The sequence below is a fragment of the Paraburkholderia sp. genome (assembly GCF_035948235.1).
GTDB lineage: Bacteria > Pseudomonadota > Gammaproteobacteria > Burkholderiales > Burkholderiaceae > Paraburkholderia.
This window is the reverse complement of sequence record NZ_DASZJJ010000160.1, coordinates 1-16830: the sequence shown is the minus strand read 5'-3', so window position 1 is coordinate 16830 and position 16830 is coordinate 1. Positions and strand designations below refer to the sequence as shown.

At 64.3% G+C, this 16830-nt stretch carries 18 protein-coding genes; 6 read left to right on the top strand and 12 right to left on the bottom strand.

Translation table 11 applies throughout. The annotated features are described in order from the left end of the window. The 3 genes from VG320_RS14240 to ychF form a co-directional block, all read right to left on the bottom strand. Positions 1–656, bottom strand: a 656-nt coding sequence (locus VG320_RS14240) for an ATP-binding cassette domain-containing protein (protein ID WP_327200744.1), incomplete at its 3' end; no start/stop codon positions are given. Between the two features lie 167 nt (positions 657–823). After that, positions 824–1105, bottom strand: a complete 282-nt coding sequence (locus VG320_RS14235) for a DUF3761 domain-containing protein (protein WP_414696038.1) — start codon at positions 1103–1105, stop codon at positions 824–826. Positions 1106–1248: 143 nt separating this feature from the next. Next, positions 1249–2343 carry a redox-regulated ATPase YchF gene (ychF, locus tag VG320_RS14230; RefSeq protein WP_327200742.1) on the bottom strand — a complete coding sequence of 365 codons (1095 nt, stop codon included), beginning with the start codon at positions 2341–2343 and terminating at the stop codon, positions 1249–1251. A 370-nt stretch (positions 2344–2713) separates the two neighbouring features. Here ychF and VG320_RS14225 point away from each other — a divergent pair, with 370 nt between their 5' ends. The 4 genes from VG320_RS14225 to VG320_RS14210 all read left to right on the top strand — a co-directional run bounded on the left by VG320_RS14225 (position 2714) and on the right by VG320_RS14210 (position 7544). Further along, positions 2714–3886 (top strand): UbiH/UbiF family hydroxylase, encoded by a 1173-nt coding sequence (locus tag VG320_RS14225; protein WP_327200741.1) that lies wholly within the window; start codon positions 2714–2716, stop codon positions 3884–3886. Positions 3887–4057: 171 nt separating this feature from the next. Then, positions 4058–4789: a DsbC family protein gene (locus VG320_RS14220; RefSeq protein ID WP_327200740.1), complete on the top strand. Its 732-nt coding sequence runs from the start codon at positions 4058–4060 to the stop codon at positions 4787–4789. Between the two features lie 166 nt (positions 4790–4955). Continuing rightward, positions 4956–6746 (top strand): PDZ domain-containing protein, encoded by a 1791-nt coding sequence (locus VG320_RS14215; protein WP_327200739.1) that lies wholly within the window; start codon positions 4956–4958, stop codon positions 6744–6746. A 201-nt stretch (positions 6747–6947) separates the two neighbouring features. Beyond that, positions 6948–7544 (top strand): FMN-dependent NADH-azoreductase, encoded by a 597-nt coding sequence (locus tag VG320_RS14210; protein WP_327200738.1) that lies wholly within the window; start codon positions 6948–6950, stop codon positions 7542–7544. Positions 7545–7640: 96 nt separating this feature from the next. Here VG320_RS14210 and VG320_RS14205 read toward each other — a convergent pair whose 3' ends face one another. Continuing rightward, complete coding sequence (locus tag VG320_RS14205) at positions 7641–8603, bottom strand: uracil-DNA glycosylase (RefSeq protein WP_327200737.1); 963 nt, start codon at positions 8601–8603, stop codon at positions 7641–7643. 176 nt (positions 8604–8779) lie between these two features. On the opposite strand from VG320_RS14205, the gene VG320_RS14200 reads away from it, so the two are divergent. After that, positions 8780–9286: a methyltransferase domain-containing protein gene (locus tag VG320_RS14200; protein WP_327200736.1), complete on the top strand. Its 507-nt coding sequence runs from the start codon at positions 8780–8782 to the stop codon at positions 9284–9286. Between the two features lie 6 nt (positions 9287–9292). Here VG320_RS14200 and VG320_RS14195 read toward each other — a convergent pair whose 3' ends face one another. The 7 genes from VG320_RS14195 to rpe all read right to left on the bottom strand — a co-directional run bounded on the left by VG320_RS14195 (position 9293) and on the right by rpe (position 15806). Next, positions 9293–9919 (bottom strand): CYTH domain-containing protein, encoded by a 627-nt coding sequence (locus VG320_RS14195; RefSeq protein WP_327200735.1) that lies wholly within the window; start codon positions 9917–9919, stop codon positions 9293–9295. A gap of 21 nt (positions 9920–9940) precedes the next feature. Continuing rightward, entirely contained in the window at positions 9941–10726 is a 786-nt protein-coding gene (trpC, locus tag VG320_RS14190; protein WP_327200734.1) for an indole-3-glycerol phosphate synthase TrpC, read from the bottom strand. Positions 10727–10773: 47 nt separating this feature from the next. Next, entirely contained in the window at positions 10774–11802 is a 1029-nt protein-coding gene (trpD, locus tag VG320_RS14185) for an anthranilate phosphoribosyltransferase (protein ID WP_327200733.1), read from the bottom strand. A gap of 25 nt (positions 11803–11827) precedes the next feature. After that, the gene (locus VG320_RS14180) at positions 11828–12403 is read right to left on the bottom strand and encodes an anthranilate synthase component II (protein WP_027819241.1); all 576 of its coding nucleotides are present in this window, start codon (positions 12401–12403) and stop codon (positions 11828–11830) included. Positions 12404–12421: 18 nt separating this feature from the next. Next, positions 12422–13915, bottom strand: coding sequence for an anthranilate synthase component I (gene trpE / locus VG320_RS14175; protein ID WP_327200732.1), 1494 nt, complete (start codon positions 13913–13915; stop codon positions 12422–12424). Between the two features lie 497 nt (positions 13916–14412). Then, entirely contained in the window at positions 14413–15120 is a 708-nt protein-coding gene (locus tag VG320_RS14170) for a phosphoglycolate phosphatase (protein WP_327200731.1), read from the bottom strand. Then, on the bottom strand, positions 15117–15806 hold the full coding sequence (rpe, locus tag VG320_RS14165) for a ribulose-phosphate 3-epimerase (protein ID WP_103707788.1): 690 nt from the start codon (positions 15804–15806) through the stop codon (positions 15117–15119). The genes VG320_RS14170 and rpe overlap by 4 nt, the downstream gene beginning before the upstream one ends. A gap of 333 nt (positions 15807–16139) precedes the next feature. On the opposite strand from rpe, the gene apaG reads away from it, so the two are divergent. Further along, positions 16140–16514: a Co2+/Mg2+ efflux protein ApaG gene (gene apaG / locus VG320_RS14160; protein ID WP_327200730.1), complete on the top strand. Its 375-nt coding sequence runs from the start codon at positions 16140–16142 to the stop codon at positions 16512–16514. A gap of 84 nt (positions 16515–16598) precedes the next feature. On the opposite strand, the gene VG320_RS31180 is transcribed toward apaG, so the two are convergent. After that, the gene (locus tag VG320_RS31180) at positions 16599–16736 is read right to left on the bottom strand and encodes a hypothetical protein (RefSeq protein ID WP_183728616.1); all 138 of its coding nucleotides are present in this window, start codon (positions 16734–16736) and stop codon (positions 16599–16601) included. Positions 16737–16830 lie beyond the last annotated feature (94 nt).

The window sequence follows — 16830 nt, the reverse complement described above, 5'->3', positions numbered from 1 at the left end:
TAGCGATCGTGGGTGACGGCGACGACCGTGCCCGGGAAGCGCGTCAGGAACTGCTCGAGCCAGTCGACCGATTCGGCGTCCAGGTGATTGGTCGGTTCGTCGAGCAGCAGCATGTCCGGCTTTTCAAGCAGCAGTTTGCACAGCGCGACGCGGCGCTTTTCACCGCCCGACAGATTGCCGATCTTGGCGTCCCATGCCGGCAGACGCAGTGCATCTGCGGCGATTTCGATCTGCTGTTCGGCGCTGCCGTCGGTCGTGGCGAGGATTGCTTCGTACTTGGCCTGTTCGGCGGCGAGGGCGTCGAAGTCGGCGTCCGGTTCCGCGTAGGCGGCGTAGATCTCGTCGAGCTTCTTCTGTGCGCCGAACACGTCGCCCAGACCTTCTTCGACCGCTTCGCGCACGGTCTTTTCGGGATCGAGCTGCGGTTCCTGCGGCAGATAGCCGATGTTCAGGTTGGGCATCGGCGTGGCTTCGCCTTCGATGTCCTTGTCGACGCCGGCCATGATCTTGATGAGCGTGGACTTGCCTGAACCGTTCAGGCCGAGCAGACCGATCTTCGCGCCCGGGAAGAACGACAGCGAGATGTCCTTCAGGATCTGGCGCTTGGGCGGCACGATCTTGCCGACCCGGTTCATGGTGAAGACGTATTGGGCCATGAGAGTGTCTTTGGAAACGGAGAAAAAGGGGCGGGACGCGGCGCTGGCCGCGTTCAATCTGCGCGACGGCGTGCAATCGGGCCATCGCGCGGGATGCGCAAACCGCTATTGTACGGGGCGCGCGCGGTGCGGGAATAACGCGTGGCTGGCGGGGCGCATCGGAAGCCTCAAAGCCACTGCGCCACGCCGCCGTGGCGCGAGCAGGTGCCACTGTGATGGCGGCTGAAACTGTAGGTGCCGTCGCGGCATTGGGCGCTTGCACCTTCGGGCGCGCGGCCCGAGCGCGAATGCGCGGGTGAGTGGACAGATTGACCGTCGCGGTTCACGTAGCCGTTGTGGTTGTCGAGATCGGATTCGTCGGGCGTGGTGTAGGCGCCGGGCGATGGCTGGAAGGCGAAGGCCGATGCCGGCGCGATCAGGCCAAGCGCGAGCAGCGCGGCGCCGATCATGCGTGAGGTGCGTAAAAACGGTGTGTGGCCTCTCATTGTTTTTGGTCTCTCGTATCGTTGTTCTGATGCTGCCAGGCGGCGCTGACGTAAAAAAGCCCGCTCGAAAGCGGGCTTTTACCATGCGCGAAGCGCTGCCTGACGTCTTAGACGTTGAACAGGAAGTTCATCACATCGCCGTCGTGCACGATGTATTCCTTGCCTTCGGCGCGCATCTTGCCGGCTTCCTTCGCGCCCGCTTCGCCCTTGTACTGGACGTAGTCGTCGAACGCGATGGTCTGTGCACGGATGAAGCCGCGCTCGAAGTCCGTGTGGATCGCGCCGGCCGCCTGCGGGGCCGTATCGCCGATATGGATCGTCCACGCGCGTACTTCCTTCACGCCTGCCGTGAAGTACGTCTGCAGGCCGAGCAGCTTGAAGCCCGCGCGGATCACGCGGTCGAGGCCCGGCTCTTCCATGCCCATGTCGGAGAGGAAGGCGATCTTGTCTTCGTCGTCGAGATCGGCGATTTCCGCTTCGATCGCTGCGCACACGGCCACCACCGGTGCGCCTTCGGCGTCGGCGTGCTTGCGCACGGCGTCGAGGTGCGGGTTGTTCTCGAAACCGTCTTCCTTCACGTTCGCGACGTACATCGTCTTCTTCGCGGTGATCAGGCAGAACGGCTTGAGCAGCGCCTGTTCGTCTTCGTTGAGGTCGAGCGCGCGCACGGGCTTAGCCTGGTCGAGCTGCGTGCGCACCTTTTCCAACACGGCCACGAGTTTGCCGGCTTCCTTGTCGTTGCCCGACTTGGCGGCCTTCGAGTAGCGCGTGAGCGCCTTTTCGACGGTGCCCAGATCGGCCAGTGCGAGTTCGGTGTTGATGACTTCGATGTCGGAGATCGGATCGACCTTGCCCGCGACGTGAATCACGTTTTCGTCCTCGAAGCAGCGCACGACGTGCGTGATCGCGTCGGTTTCGCGGATGTTGGCGAGGAACTGGTTGCCCAGACCTTCACCCTTGCTCGCGCCCGCGACCAGACCTGCGATGTCGACGAATTCGACCACGGCCGGCACCACGCGCTCGGGCTTGACGATGTCCGAGAGCGCCGTCAGGCGCGGATCCGGCACTTCGACCACACCGACGTTCGGCTCGATCGTGCAGAACGGATAGTTCTCGGCGGCGATGCCTGCCTTGGTCAGCGCGTTGAAGAGGGTGGACTTGCCGACGTTAGGCAAGCCGACGATGCCGCATTGGAGGCTCATGAAATTCTCTGCATGTCAGGGTGGCGACGTGCGGCTCGCCGGAGTCGGGCGTGAGCTGCGGGGCCGGACCGGCTGGCGCGGGAGCGCTGGCGGGCAGCCCGGATGGCACGAAAATGCACGTCAGGGGCGTGACGCGAAGTCACGAAAACCGTAATTGTAACCTTGTCCGCGCGTGGCTTTGGTGAGCGGTGTGGCTCGACGGGCACGTGGCGAAAAGGGTGCGATCCCAGGCGTGATCTCACCAGCCCGTGCGCACCCGCGCGCGGCGCCTGCGGCAAGCCACCGCGCTCGCTTGCCATAGCGCAAGCGCCCGCCGTCCGGGCTGCCCATCCGGCCCTGTCAGACAAGGCCCCACGGCTATAATGCGCGGATGACTGCAAGCAACCAGACCTTTGATGTCGCCGTGATTGGCGGCGGCCTCGTCGGCAAGTCGGCGGCGCTGGCGCTGACCCAGAACGGCCTGCGCGTGGCACTGCTCGCGCAACCTTGCGCGCCGCTGCCGCACGGCGCCGTGTTCGACGCGCGCGTCTACGCCTTCTCGCGCAGCTCCCAGGCGCTGTTCGAGCGGCTGCGGGTCTGGCAGGCCGTCGACGCTACGCGCCTCACGCCCGTCTACGACATGCGCGTGTTCGGCGACGCCGCCGCGGAATTGCACTTTTCCGCGTATCAGGCGTCGGTCTCGCATCTGGCGTGGATCGCGGAATCGTCGCTGGTCGAGCGCGCGCTCGATTCGGCGCTGCATTTCCAGCCCAATCTCACCTGGATCGATTCGCGCGCGCAGACGCTCGACATCCAGCCCGGCGCCGCCGTGATCGGCCTCGCCAACGGCCGCACGATCCAGGCCGATCTGGCCGTCGGCGCCGATGGCGCGCATTCGTGGGTGCGGGCGCAGATCGGCTCGAAGGTCGAGCGCCGCGATTACCGGCAAACGGGCGTGGTCGCCAATTTCCGCGCGCAGAAGCCGCACGGCGAATGCGCCTACCAGTGGTTCAAGGACGGCGAGATTATCGCGCTGCTGCCGCTGCCCGATCAGCATGTGTCGCTGGTATGGTCGGCGCAGACGGAACACGCCGAAGCGCTCCTCAAGCTCGAACCCGAGCAACTCGCCGCCGAAGTCGAGCGCGCCACCCAAAACCTGCACGGCGCGCTCGAATGCGTGACGCCCGCGCGCGGTTTCCCGCTTTCGTTGCAAACGGTCGACCGGCTGATCGCGCCGCGCGTGGCGCTGGTGGGCGACGCTGCGCATCTGATCCATCCGCTGGCGGGGCAGGGCGTCAATCTGGGCCTGCGCGACGTGGCCGCGCTCGTCGACGTGATCGCGCAGAAAGAAGCGTTCCGCGATCTGGGCGACACCGTGCTGCTGCGCCGCTACGAACGCAGCCGCCGCGAAGATATCCAGAAACTCGTGGTCGCCACGGACGGTCTGCAACGTTTGTTCGCTGTGCCGGGCACGATCGCGCGCGCAGTGCGCAACACGGGCATGGCCTTTGTTGGCGCGCAGCCGCTCGTCAAGCGCTGGCTGGTTGCGGCGGCGCTTGGCTAAGCCACGCCGCTCGTTGGGCATTTGCGTTGCTGCATGCCCCAGGCGGCTTAGAATGGCGTATCAGGCAGTGTCGGCCACAGGTTAAAACCGCTTCGATCCGCACCGCGCCCGAATTTCACCTGGAACGCGTCGCCCATCGCGCGCCGCGCTCCCGAATCAGGAAAGCATTCCATGCAAAAGCGTATCCGCATTGCCGCGCTCGTTGTCGCGGTGGCCGCCTCGGTGCTCGGCTGCTCGGCACAGGCCGATCAGACCACCGACAAGATCAAGGCTGCGCTGCAGCAGCGTCTGGGCGTCGACGCCGGCGATATCAAGGGCATCCAGAAGGCGCCCATCGCCGGTCTGTACGAAGTGAACCTCGGCACGCAGATCATTTATAGCGATGTCAACGGCGACTACGTGCTCACCGGCGATCTGGTCGATACCAAGGCGCACCGCAATCTGACCGAAGCGCGCCTGGCCGAACTCAACAAGATCGACTTCGCCAAGCTGCCGTTCGAGAACGCCGTGAAGGTGGTGAAGGGCAACGGCAAGCGCACGATCGCGGTGTTCTCCGACCCGAACTGCCCGTACTGCCATCAGCTCGAGACCACGCTCAAGTCGATCGACAACGTGACGGTCTACACCTTCCTGTACCCGGTGCTCTCGGACGATTCGACGGCCAAGGCCAAGTCGATCTGGTGCTCGACGGACCGCGCGAAGGCGTGGGAATCGTGGATGGTCGATCGTAAGGCGCCGACGGCGTCGGGCAGCTGCAACACCGCCGCGATCGACAGTAACCTGAAGCTGGGCGCGAAGATGAACGTGACCGGCACGCCCACCGTGATTCTGGCCGATGGCCGCCGCCTGCCGGGCGCGGTCAGCGCCGACCGGCTCGAAAGCGAGCTGAGCGCCGCGCACTGACGCCTCGCCCGAATCCGCCGGCCGCTTTCGCGGCCGGTGCTTTTTTATCCACTGGATTTTTGTCTCCTTACGATTCGCGAGGCGTGCGCCACGAGCGCCGCGCCCCGCGAGCGCAGGATCTGACGCTTACCGAATCGCCACCGCGAATTTCCACACCATTGCGCCAATGAAGCCGATCCGATACACCATCGTCCCGAAGAACCCCGCCGCGCATCTGTTCGAGGTGACGCTCACCGTCGAGGACCCCGCGCCGGACGGTCAGCGTTTCATGCTGCCTGTGTGGATTCCGGGCAGCTACATGGTGCGCGAGTTCGCGCGCAACATCGTCACGCTGCGCGCCACCAACGAAGCGGGCCGCAAGGTGCGTATCAGCAAGACCGACAAGCACTCGTGGCAGGCCGCGCCGGTCAAGGGCGCGCTCACGCTGCGCTACGAGGTCTACGCGTGGGATATGTCGGTGCGCGCGGCGCATCTGGACGACACGGGCGGTTTCTTCAACGGCACGAGCGTGTTTCTCTCCGCGCACGGCCATGAGGACGCGCAGCATATCGTCGATATCCAGCGTCCCGACGGGCACGCGTTCCGCCACTGGCGCGTGGCCACCGCGTTGCCGGAGGCGCGCGGCACCAAGCGTTATGGCTTTGGCGACTACGCGGCGGCGAACTACGACGAGCTGATCGATCATCCTGTGACGCTCGGCGAATTCACGCTCGCGAGCTTTAAGGCGCATGGCGTGCCGCACGACATTGTGATCGCGGGCCGCGTGGTGGCGCTCGATACCGAACGTCTTTCGAAGGATCTGCAGAAGATCTGCGAAGCGCAGATCGCGCTGTTCGAGCCGCGCACGAAGCGCGCGCCGATGGAGCGCTACGTGTTCATGACGCAGGCCGTGAGCGACGGCTATGGCGGCCTGGAACACCGCGCCTCGACCGCGCTCATCTGCAACCGCACCGATCTGCCCGTAAAGGGCAAGGCTGAGATGACGGACGGTTATCGCACCTATCTGGGCCTGTGCAGCCACGAATACTTCCACACCTGGAACGTCAAGCGCATCAAGCCCGCCGCCTTCGTGCCGTACGATCTCGCGACCGAGGACTACACCTCGCTGCTGTGGCTGTTCGAAGGCTTCACGTCCTATTACGACGATCTGATGCTGGTGCGCAGCGGCCTGATTTCCGTCGATGACTACTTTGGACTCGTCGGCAAGACCGTTGGCGGCGTGCTGCGCGGCGCGGGGCGTCTGAAGCAGAGCGTGGCCGAAAGCTCGTTCGACGCGTGGGTCAAGTACTACCGTCAGGACGAGAACGCGGCCAACGCCATCGTCAGCTATTACACCAAGGGCTCGCTGGTCGCGCTGGCCTTCGATCTGGCGATTCGCACGGAAACCAGCGGGCGCAAGTCGCTCGACGATGTGATGCGTCTGCTGTGGCAGCGCTACGGCCGCGACTTCTATCGCGGCAAGCCGGTGGGCGTGGGCGAGGACGACGTCGAAGCGCTGATTACCGAGGCGACCGGCGTGGAACTGGGCGCGCTGTTCGCCGACGCCGTGCGCGGCACGCGCGATCTGCCGCTGGCGACGCTGTTCGAGCCGTTCGGCGTGAAGCTCGAGGGCGAGCCGGAGCGGGGCGCGAAGCCCTCGCTGGGCGCGCGTCTGCGCGGTGGTGCGGAAGCGGCGCTGGCCGTGGTGTACGAAGGCGGCGCGGCGCAGAAGGCCGGGCTGTCGGCGGGCGACGTGCTGATCGCGCTCGACGGCCTGCGCGTGACGGGCGGCAATCTCGACACGCTGCTGTCGCGCTATCAGCCGGGCGCGAAGGTAGATATCCACGCGTTCCGCCGCGACGAGCTGCGCGTCGCGCGCCTGACGCTCGACGCGCCGGATATCGCGCGCTACAAGCTGAGCGTCACCGACAAACGCCCCGCGTCGCGTACGCTGCGCGATCGCTGGCTGGCGGCTTGAGCGTGAAGTTGCGGCGCGGCTGAACGCGCCGGGAAGCGTACAAAGCGGCGAGGTCGATCCGGCCCCGCCGCTTTTTTATTCTGCGATTGTTCTACCGTTGCAACAATCCGTCATCGGCGGGCTACTTTTTCAGGGCGCAGCAAAAAAACACAATGGCTTCACTCGCGCAACGTTGCGCAAACAGACCCCGAAGGAGTGACCATGACCACGATCCTGCAAATCAATTCCGCCGCCCGCTCGCAAGGCGCCCAGTCGACGCTGCTCGTCAGCGAATTGACGGCCAAGCTGCAACAATCGAATCCGGGCGCGCAAGTCGTCACGCGCAACCTGCAAGCCGATCCGCTGCCGCACCTGGACGACAGCGTCCTCGGCGCGTTCTTCACGCCGGCCGAGCAGCGCACGCCGGAACAGCAGGCCATCGCCGCACGCAGCGAAGCCCTGATCGCCGAACTGCAAGCCGCTGACATCGTCGTGATCGGCGCACCGCTGTACAACTTCGGCATCTCGTCGCAACTGAAGACGTACTTCGACTGGATCGCCCGCGCAGGCATCACGTTCCAGTACACGGCAAACGGCCCCGAAGGTCTGGTGAAGGGCAAGAAGGTGTTCGTGGTCTCGGCACGCGGCGGCAAGTATCAAGGCACGGCGCACGACAGCCAGACGCCGTACCTGAAGTCGTTCCTCGGCTTCCTCGGCATGACCGACGTGAGCTTCATCTACGCCGAAGGCCTGAACATGGGCCCGGACGCAGCCAGCGCAGCGCTTGCAAGCGCCCGCGAAGCGATCGCAGCAGCTTAAGTTTCTGCGCGAGCGGCTCGCTGAGCCGCAAAGTAAAAACGCCACGAAAGCGAATTCGTGGCGTTTTTTATTGCCCGCGCGAAGCGTAGCGTGAAATCAGGCGAGCACTTCGCCGACCTCCGGCAGACGCCAGTCGATCGGCTGGCGGCCATGCGCCTGAAGGTATTCGTTCGCCTGCACGAAATGCCCGCAGCCGAGAAAGCCGCGATGCGCCGACAGCGGCGACGGATGCGGCGCTTCCAGCACAGCGTGCTCGCCGTTGCCGAGCAGCGCGCGTTTGTTTTGCGCGTGCGCGCCCCAGAGCATGAACACGAGATGCTGGTGGCGCGTCGCGAGTTCGTGGATCAGCGTGTCGGTGCAGCGCTCCCAGCCGCGTTTGGCGTGGCTCGCGGCGTTTGCGCGCTCGACCGTCAGCACGGTGTTGAGCAGCAGCACGCCCTGACGCGCCCAGGCGTCGAGGCAACCGTGCGCGGGCGCGTCGATACCGAGGCTCGCGGCGATTTCCTTGAACATATTGCGCAGTGACGGCGGCGGGCGCACGCCCGGCGGCACCGAAAACGCCAGGCCATGCGCCTGCGGCGTGCCGCGATCTTCGCCGTGATACGGGTCTTGGCCGAGGATCACCACTTTGACGTCGTCGGGCGAGGTCAGGCGCAGCGCGCGGAACACATCGGCGGGATAGACGGTCTTGCCGGCGGCGCGTTCGGCATCGACGAACTGGCACAGCGGCGCGAAAGCGTCGCTCGCGATGAACGGATCGAGCAGGTCGCGCCACGCGCTGGGGAGGGCGGCGAACTGGTCTTCGAGGCGCGCTGGCGCGGCGGTCTGGGTCATGGTTTGGGCGGGAGCGTCCTGGGTCATTGCGGCCGCTGCAGCGCTTATGGAAGCTGGCAGCGGAAACTCGTCATCCCCGAAAAGCGAAAAAATCGTGATCTGGCGCGGATCGACTTCAGGGATGGACGGTTCGTCCAAAGTGGCCTGCGCGGCATCGGGCAAAGCGTCGTCAAAGAGCGAGATTTGCACCGGCGTCGCGGCGCGCGTGCGTTTCGTGGATGTCATGGGCGGGAAGTGTCGCAGCAAACGCGCGGCGGTTCAATGCGGCGGGCGCGACGTGGGGTCTTTCGGTGTGCGGGTAACGGTGGCATCGGCGATTCAGGCCGGTCTTTATTGGGATGGGGTTCGTCGGACGCGCCCTATAGTGTCGCGCTGACTGGTTGACATCGACAGAGGCTTAAGTGAGCGATACCGTGAGCAACACCCGAACACTCGATCTAGGTTGCGGTCCGAATCCGAAAAATCCGTTTAATGCGAACGAGCTGTACGGCGTCGACGTTCGCAATCTGGGGCCAAATATTGTCTCCGCCGACCTCGTGATCGAGCCGATTCCATTCGAATCCGGGATGTTCGATTTCGTGACGGCTTTCGATTTTATCGAGCACGTTCCACGGCTGCTCTATGTGCCGCATCGTCGTAACTGTTTTGTCGAACTGATGAACGAGATCTGGCGCGTTCTGAAAGTCGGCGGGCAGTTTCTCGCGCTGACGCCGGCTTATCCGCATGCGCCGGCGTTTCGCGATCCCACGCATGTGAACATCATCACGGAAGAAACATTCCCGCTTTACTTCGACGATAAAAACCGCTGGGCGGCAATGTATGGCTTTACCGGCGCATTCGAGGTCATTGAGCAGCAGTGGCGCGGCCCGCATCTGCTGTCAATCATGCGCAAGGTCCAGGTAAGCTAGGTCGCTTCAGCCTTCGCGCAGTTTGTAGCCGCGCTGCGCCTTGCTGATGTCGTCGGGCGCGAGACCCGGCAGGACTTTCGCGAGTTCGGCGGCGAGCGAGTGCAGCGCGGCTTCATCGCCGTCTTTTAGTTCCAGCTCGATTTCGCAGATCGGCGCGCGGCGCGTTTGACCGTTCACGTCCGCCGTAACTTCACCTTGATCGACGGCAGCTTCGATCTGCGTGCCCTCATGCGTCAGCGTCCAGAGCGTGCGCGTGAAGTCGGTGCGAAAGAGCGGAATGAGATTCGCGGCGGCCGCTGAAAGCGCCGTCGAAACGCCCGCTTCATCGCACTCGTGCAGCAGTTTGTCGACTTCCAGCGCTTCGCCCGCCACTGGCATTTCCCACTCGTGGCGCGCGTGCAGACCGTTCTGCGCGACGCCCACGGTCTTGAACGTCTGCAGCCAGCCTTGCGGCGCGCGGCGCAGACGCAACGCGCTTTTCGCCCGCGCGAGCGCAAGCTCCGGCGTGTCGAAGTAGATGTTCTCCAGCCGGATCGCGTGACCTGCAACGCCCGCGCGCGCTTCGAAAAAGCGCAGCGCGGCGTCGACCTGATCCTGCGGCAGCGCGAGCTTGATTTCGCGTTCGATACCCATGACTTCGTGCGTCCGTGAAACTTAGAAGAACATGCGCGCGAGTTCCGCGCCCGGCTCATCGGCGCGCATGAACGCCTCGCCGACCAGGAACGTATGCACGGCCAGTTCGCGCATCTTCTCGACATCGGCGCGCGAAAGAATGCCCGATTCCGTCACCACGATGCGGTCTTCGGGCACATCGTCCAGCATGCCGATGGTGGTTTGCAGCGTGGTTTCGAAGGTGCGCAGATTGCGATTGTTGATGCCAATGAGCGGCGTCTTCAACGTGAGCGCGTGCGTGAGTTCCTCGCGGTCGTGCACTTCGACCAGCACCGCCAGACCCAGCGAATGCGCAAGCGCCTCGAGGTCGCGCATCTGCGACGGTTCGAGGGCGGCGGCGATCAGCAGGATCGCATCGGCGCCCATCGCGCGCGCTTCGACGATCTGGTACGGATCGACGATGAAGTCCTTGCGCAGCACCGGCAGCTCGCACGCGGCACGCGCGGCTTGCAGATAGGCGACGCTGCCCTGGAAGAACTGCACGTCGGTGAGCACGGACAGGCACGCTGCGCCGCCTTCGGCATACGAGCGCGCGATTTGCGCGGGCTCGAAGTTTTCGCGCAGCACGCCCTTCGACGGGCTGGCCTTTTTCACTTCGGCGATCACGGCCGCCTGGCCGTTCGCGTGCTTCGCGCGGATCGCGCCGACGAAGTCGCGCAGATCGCGCGTGCCTGCGGCGAGGCGCAGTTCTTCGAGCGGGGCGCTCTGCTCGGCGGCGCGCACTTCTTCGCGCTTCACCGCAATGATTTTTTCGAGGATATCGCTCATGGTGGTCTACTGAAAACGGTGCTGGATCAGCGGGCTGATCGTGTGATTTAGCGCTTGAACTGTTGCGTGAAGCGTACCAGTTCGTCGACTTTGGCGCGCGCGCGGCCGCTGGCGATGGTCTCGCGCGCAAGCGCAATGCCGTCACCGATCGAATCGACGACGTTCGCGGAATACAGCGCCGTGCCCGAATTGAGCGCGACGATTTCGCGCGCCGTGCCCGCTTCGTTGGAGAGCGCGCCCAGCAGCATCGCCTTCGACTCTTCGGCGTTCTCGACCTTGAGCGAGCGGTTCGACACCATCTGCAGGCCGAAGTCCTCGGGATGGATTTCGTACTCGCGGATCTGGCCGTCCTTCAGCTCGCCGACCAGCGTGGATGCGCCGAGCGACACTTCGTCCATGCCGTCCTTGCCGTACACGACCAGCACGTGTTTCGCGCCCAGGCGCTGCATCACGCGCACCTGAATGCCGACGAGGTCGGGGTGGAAGACGCCCATCAACTGGTTGGGCGCGCCCGCCGGATTCGTGAGCGGGCCGAGGATGTTGAAGATCGTGCGCACGCCCAGTTCGCGGCGCACGGCGGCGATGTTCTTCATCGCCGGATGATGGTTGGGCGCGAACATGAAGCCCATGCCGGTTTCGGCGATCGAGGCGGCCACCTGATCCGGCTGCAGATCGATGTTCACGCCGAGTGCATCGAGCACGTCCGCGCTGCCCGACTTGCTCGATACACCACGATTGCCGTGCTTGGCGACCTTCGCGCCCGCCGCCGCCACGACGAACATCGACGCCGTGGAGATATTGAAGGTATGCGAACCGTCACCGCCGGTGCCGACGATGTCGATGAAGTTCGAGTTGTCCTTCACCTCGACGTGATTGGCGAACTCGCGCATCACGGTCGCAGCCGCCGCGATCTCGCCGATGGTTTCCTTCTTCACGCGCAGGCCCGTGATGATGGCCGCCGACAGCACGGGCGACAGCTCGCCGCGCATGATCATGCGCATGAGATGCAGCATCTCGTCGTGGAAGATTTCGCGGTGCTCGATCGTGCGTTGCAGCGCTTCCTGGGGGGTAATCATGGTCGTGCCTCCGGATTAAGCTGCTTCACGCGCGCTTCGTTTGCTTCAGGAAATTCTCGAACAGGGCATGGCCGTGTTCAGACAGAATCGATTCCGGGTGGAACTGCACGCCTTCCACGGCCAGCGTCTTGTGGCGCACGCCCATGATTTCGCCGTCTTCGGTCCACGCGGATACTTCGAGGCAATCGGGCAGCGATTCGCGCTCGATCGCCAGCGAGTGATAGCGCGTGATGTTGAAGTGCTTCGGCAGATCGGCGAACACGCCTTTGCAGTCGGTTTCGATCTGGCTGACCTTGCCGTGCATGATGGTTTTTGCGCGCACGACGCGCCCGCCAAATGCCTCGCCGATGGCCTGATGGCCCAGACACACGCCCAGGATCGGCGTCTTGCCTGCGAATTCGCGCAGCACGTCGAGCGTGATGCCTGCGTTCTGCGGATTGCTCGGTCCAGGCGAGAGGCAGATGCGCTCGGGGTTGAGCGCCTTGATCTCGTCGATGGTGATTTCGTCGTTACGGTGCGTGCGGACGTCTTCGCCAAGCTCGCCGAAGTACTGGACGATGTTGTAGGTAAACGAATCGTAGTTGTCGATCATGAGCAACATGGTCTTGTCTCCGCTCAATCAGAAGTCGCTGTCGAGGCCGTCTTGGACCTGCTCGGCGGCGCGCAGCACAGCGCGCGCCTTGTTTTCGGTTTCTTGCCATTCCGACTCGGGCACCGAATCCGCCACGACGCCGGCCGCGGCCTGCACGTACAGATTGCCGTTGTGGATGACGCCCGTGCGGATCGTGATCGCCAGATCCATCTCGCCGTTGAACGAGAGATAGCCGACCGCGCCGCCGTAAAGACCGCGCTTCACGGGTTCCAGTTCGTCGATCAATTCCATCGCGCGCACCTTGGGCGCGCCCGAAAGCGTGCCGGCGGGGAAGGTCGCGCGCAGCACGTCGTAGTTGGTCATGCCGGCCTTGAGCTTGCCTTCCACCGAACTGACGATGTGCTGAACGTGCGAGTACTTTTCGATGACCATCTTGTCGGTCACCGTCACCGAACCGATTTCCGCGATGCGGCCCACGTCATTGCGCGCGAGGTCGATCAGCATCACGTGCTCGGCGATCTCCTTCGGATCGTTGAGCAGCTCGGTCGCGAGTTCGGCGTCGCGCTCGGGCGTGTTGCCGCGCGGGCGCGTGCCCGCGAGCGGACGGATCGTCACGATACGATCTTCGCCGCGCTGTTCCTGGCGCACCAGAATCTCCGGCGACGCGCCCACCACGTGGAATTCGCCGAAGTTGTAGTAATACATGTAGGGCGACGGATTCAGCGAACGCAGCGCGCGGTACAGCGACAGCGGATTGTCGCGATACGGCTTGGTCAGACGCTGGCCGACCTGCACCTGCATCAGCTCGCCCGCGGCGATGTATTCCTTCGCCTTGCGCACGGCGGCGAGGTAATCGTCCTTCTTGAATTCGCGATAGGTCTCGGTGCGCACGCTCGCCGACGTGACCGGCGGCTGTACCGTCGCGCGCAGACGCTGCTTGAGTTCGCGCAGGCGCAGCTTGGCCTTGGTGTAGGCCTCGGGCGTTTGCGGATCGGCGTAGACGATCAGGTAGAGCTTGCCCGCGAGATTGTCGATCACCGCGACTTCTTCGGAGAGCAGCAACTGGATGTCGGGCAGGCCGAGATCGTCGGGCGGGCAGGTGCTCGCGAGCTTTTTCTCGATATAGCGCACCGCGTCGTAGCCGAAGTACCCGGCCAGACCGCCGCAGAAGCGCGGCAGGCCCGGACGCTGCGCGACCTTGAAGCGCGCCTGGTATTGAGCGATGAATTCGAGCGGATCGCCGTCGTGCGTCTCGATCACCTGGCCGTCGCGCACGACTTCCGAGACGCCGTTCTTCACGCGGATCAGCGAGCGTGCCGGCAGGCCGATGAACGAGTAGCGCCCGAAGCGCTCGCCGCCCACGACGGATTCCAGCAGGAACGAGTTGGCGCCGCCGCGTTCGGGTTGCGCCAGCTTCAGATACAGCGAAAGCGGCGTTTCGAGATCGGCGAGGGCTTCGGCGATCAGCGGGATGCGGTTGTAACCCTCGTTGGCGAGGGACTGAAATTCGAGTTCGGTCATGTTCCGATCCTGTGCGTGCTGCCGTTCGCGACGTCGGGTGCGGGCCCAGTGCGGCTCAAAAAGGGGCGCGGCGTGTGCGCGATGGCGTCTGTTTTGAGTGCTTGATTTGCGCGGCAATCGCTCGTGGCTCGTGTCTTTCCTGCAGCCCGTCCCGCGCAAGTGCGAAAGCATTTGCCGGAGTGGGCTTGCGGTGCATCGGCGGCTAACGCTGGACGTGGATGCTGGCGCCCCGGCACGCGCAGATGCGGTATGCAGGGTTCGCGAAAGCCCACGGCCAGATCAGCCGACGGATTACCGCAACAGTTTAGGTTCGAGACACGCGCGAATGCGCAGCGAAGTAAAAAACGGAGCTGAAGAGGAGCTTGCGCGCGACTTCAGCGAACCTCGAGTGAGGTTAGCGCGACCAGCGACGCCAGGGCCAGGCTCCCCGGTCGATGCTGCTCAGACTCCGTTTTTTATTCAGAAACATGAGGATTAGGTGACGGTAAGTACAGAACTTAGGTCAGAAGATTGTGTGCTGCGACGGCCTTGGCGGCCTCAAGCAGCGTGGCCACTATACCATCCGACTCAATTTTTTGTACAGGTTGGCCGTGATTGTAGCCATAGGGCACCGTGAGCGTCGCCATGCCCGCCGCGCGGCCCGCAAGCGCGTCGTTCTCCGAATCGCCGATCGCCACCGCCGCCTGCGGCTTTACGCCCAGGCGCTCGCACGCCGTGAGCATGGGCAGCGGATCGGGCTTCTTCTTCGGCAGGCTGTCGCCGCCCAGCACGACCTCGAAGTAGCGCGCAAGGCCGTATTGCTGCAGCAGCTCTACCGCAAAGCGGTGCGGCTTGTTGGTCACGCAGGCGAGGCGAATGCCCTGGTCGCGCAGCGCAGAAAGCCCGGCCTCCACATCGGGATACAGATGCGTGTGGCGGCCGTTGATCTTCGCGTACTCGTCCTGGTAGAGCGCGAGCGCTTCGTCAAAGCGCGACTGGGCGTCGGTTTCAGCAAAGCGCGGCGCAAGCACGCTCTTGATCAAATGTTCCGAACCCTTGCCGACGTAGCCCATCACCTCTTCGCGCGTGGTTTCCTCGGCGTCGAACTGCGCGAGCATGCCGTTCAGGCCCGCCGCGAAGTCGTCGGCGGTGTCGACCATGGTGCCGTCGAGGTCGATCAGCGCCGCTTCGATGCGCGGCGCCGTGAACTTGACGGTGGCGCTCATTGCGCGCCCTTGACGGTCGCGAGCTGCGCGCGCATCTGGTCGATCACGGCCTTGTAGTCGGGCTTGCCGAACACGGCCGAGCCTGCCACAAAGGTGTCCGCGCCGGCCGCGGCGATTTCGGCGATATTGTCGATCTTCACGCCGCCATCGACTTCGAGATGAATCTCGCGGCCGGTGCGCGCGGTGTACGCGTCGATCTTCGCGCGCGCCTCGCGCAGCTTGTTGAGCGCCTCCGGAATGAAGGACTGGCCGCCGAAGCCTGGGTTCACCGACATGATGAGCACCAGATCGACCTTGTCCATCACGTGGTCGAGGTAGTTCAGCGACGTGGCCGGATTGAACACCAGACCGGCCTTGCAGCCGTGGTCGCGGATCAGCGACAGCGTGCGGTCGATGTGATCCGAGCCTTCCGGGTGGAAGCTGATGAGGTTCGCACCGGCCTTGGCGAAATCGGGCACGATGCGGTCGACCGGGCGCACCATCAGATGCACGTCGATGGGCACGTCCACGTGCGGGCGGATCGCCTCGCACACGAGCGGGCCGATGGTGAGGTTCGGCACGTAATGGTTGTCCATCACGTCGAAGTGGATCCAGTCGGCGCCGGCGGCGACGACGTTGCGGACTTCCTCGCCAAGCCGCGCGAAGTCGGCCGAGAGGATGCTGGGAGCGATGCGGAATTGCGTCATGGCGGCAATCGGAAAGACAGACGGGAAAACCGTATTTTACCGTCAGGGCGAGGACGGCCTGCGCCCTTGTGGGCGGTTTTGCGGTGACGTTGGCCGTTTGGCCAGGGGTTCGATCGGGCCCCGGATCAGGCTCTCGCACCGCGCTGGTGCGGGAGCACGCCCGGTTTGTTGCGGTCGATTGGCTCGGGAGCCGCGCCGGTGGCGGCTGTGCGGGCTACGCCGGGTTGCGGGGGGCGGGCGCATCAAGCAGAATGCCATTCCATGTCCGACGCATGTCGGGCGGTCCGCTTAACCAGGTTTAACCGGCCACACGGCCGGGCACACGGAACAAGGATGAGTCAGTACGAATTCAGCGTGACCTCGCAGGTCCGCTACCTGCCCGAAGAATCGGACCCGGAGCGCCGCCAGTATGCGTTCGCCTACACGTTGACGATTCGCAACACGGGGCAGGTGAGCGCGCAATTGATCGCGCGCCACTGGGTCATCACCGACAGCGAAGAGCACGTGCAGGAAGTGAAAGGCCTGGGTGTGGTGGGCCATCAGCCGCTGCTCAAACCCGGCGAACAGTTCGAGTACACCAGTTGGGCCGTCATCGCGACGCCCGTGGGCACCATGCGCGGCGAATATTTTTGCGTGGCCGAGGACGCCGAGCGCTTCGAAGCGCCGGTTCCCGAATTCGTCCTGCGCATGCCGCGCACGCTTCATTGAAGTTTGCTGAAGCGTTGCCGCATTCACCCGCGGCATTCAACTTCGCACTCACCGTTTTGAACCGTTGCCCGCATTTGGGGTCTGCTAGTCACGCCGGTCGTGCGGGGCTCGCTTCTTCCTGCCCGACGCGGTCCACACAACGATGAAAATCAGCAGGAACAGCGCGATCAGCGCTTCCAGCCCAAACATGAGCATCGGGTATTCGTCGAGCAGATCAGACATGGCGGCTTCCATCGAAAACAACGCAGATTGTGCGCCAGAATTGGCGCGCGCTTCCGGCCTGATGCCGGAATTAACGGCGGCGCGCGCTCTCGTG

Coding starts and splice junctions, on each gene's coding strand:
- VG320_RS14170 (WP_327200731.1), bottom strand. CDS start 15,120: ATGAGCGCCACCGTCAAGTTCACGGCGCCGCGCATCGAAGCGGCGCTG.
- trpC (WP_327200734.1), bottom strand. CDS start 10,726: ATGAGCGATATCCTCGAAAAAATCATTGCGGTGAAGCGCGAAGAAGTG.
- VG320_RS14215 (WP_327200739.1), top strand. CDS start 4,956: ATGAAGCCGATCCGATACACCATCGTCCCGAAGAACCCCGCCGCGCAT.
- rpe (WP_103707788.1), bottom strand. CDS start 15,806: ATGACGCAATTCCGCATCGCTCCCAGCATCCTCTCGGCCGACTTCGCG.
- VG320_RS14210 (WP_327200738.1), top strand. CDS start 6,948: ATGACCACGATCCTGCAAATCAATTCCGCCGCCCGCTCGCAAGGCGCC.
- VG320_RS14220 (WP_327200740.1), top strand. CDS start 4,058: ATGCAAAAGCGTATCCGCATTGCCGCGCTCGTTGTCGCGGTGGCCGCC.
- VG320_RS31180 (WP_183728616.1), bottom strand. CDS start 16,736: ATGTCTGATCTGCTCGACGAATACCCGATGCTCATGTTTGGGCTGGAA.
- ychF (WP_327200742.1), bottom strand. CDS start 2,343: ATGAGCCTCCAATGCGGCATCGTCGGCTTGCCTAACGTCGGCAAGTCC.
- apaG (WP_327200730.1), top strand. CDS start 16,140: ATGAGTCAGTACGAATTCAGCGTGACCTCGCAGGTCCGCTACCTGCCC.
- VG320_RS14225 (WP_327200741.1), top strand. CDS start 2,714: ATGACTGCAAGCAACCAGACCTTTGATGTCGCCGTGATTGGCGGCGGC.
- VG320_RS14235 (WP_414696038.1), bottom strand. CDS start 1,105: ATGATCGGCGCCGCGCTGCTCGCGCTTGGCCTGATCGCGCCGGCATCG.
- VG320_RS14205 (WP_327200737.1), bottom strand. CDS start 8,603: ATGACATCCACGAAACGCACGCGCGCCGCGACGCCGGTGCAAATCTCG.
- trpD (WP_327200733.1), bottom strand. CDS start 11,802: ATGATTACCCCCCAGGAAGCGCTGCAACGCACGATCGAGCACCGCGAA.
- VG320_RS14195 (WP_327200735.1), bottom strand. CDS start 9,919: ATGGGTATCGAACGCGAAATCAAGCTCGCGCTGCCGCAGGATCAGGTC.
- VG320_RS14180 (WP_027819241.1), bottom strand. CDS start 12,403: ATGTTGCTCATGATCGACAACTACGATTCGTTTACCTACAACATCGTC.
- trpE (WP_327200732.1), bottom strand. CDS start 13,915: ATGACCGAACTCGAATTTCAGTCCCTCGCCAACGAGGGTTACAACCGC.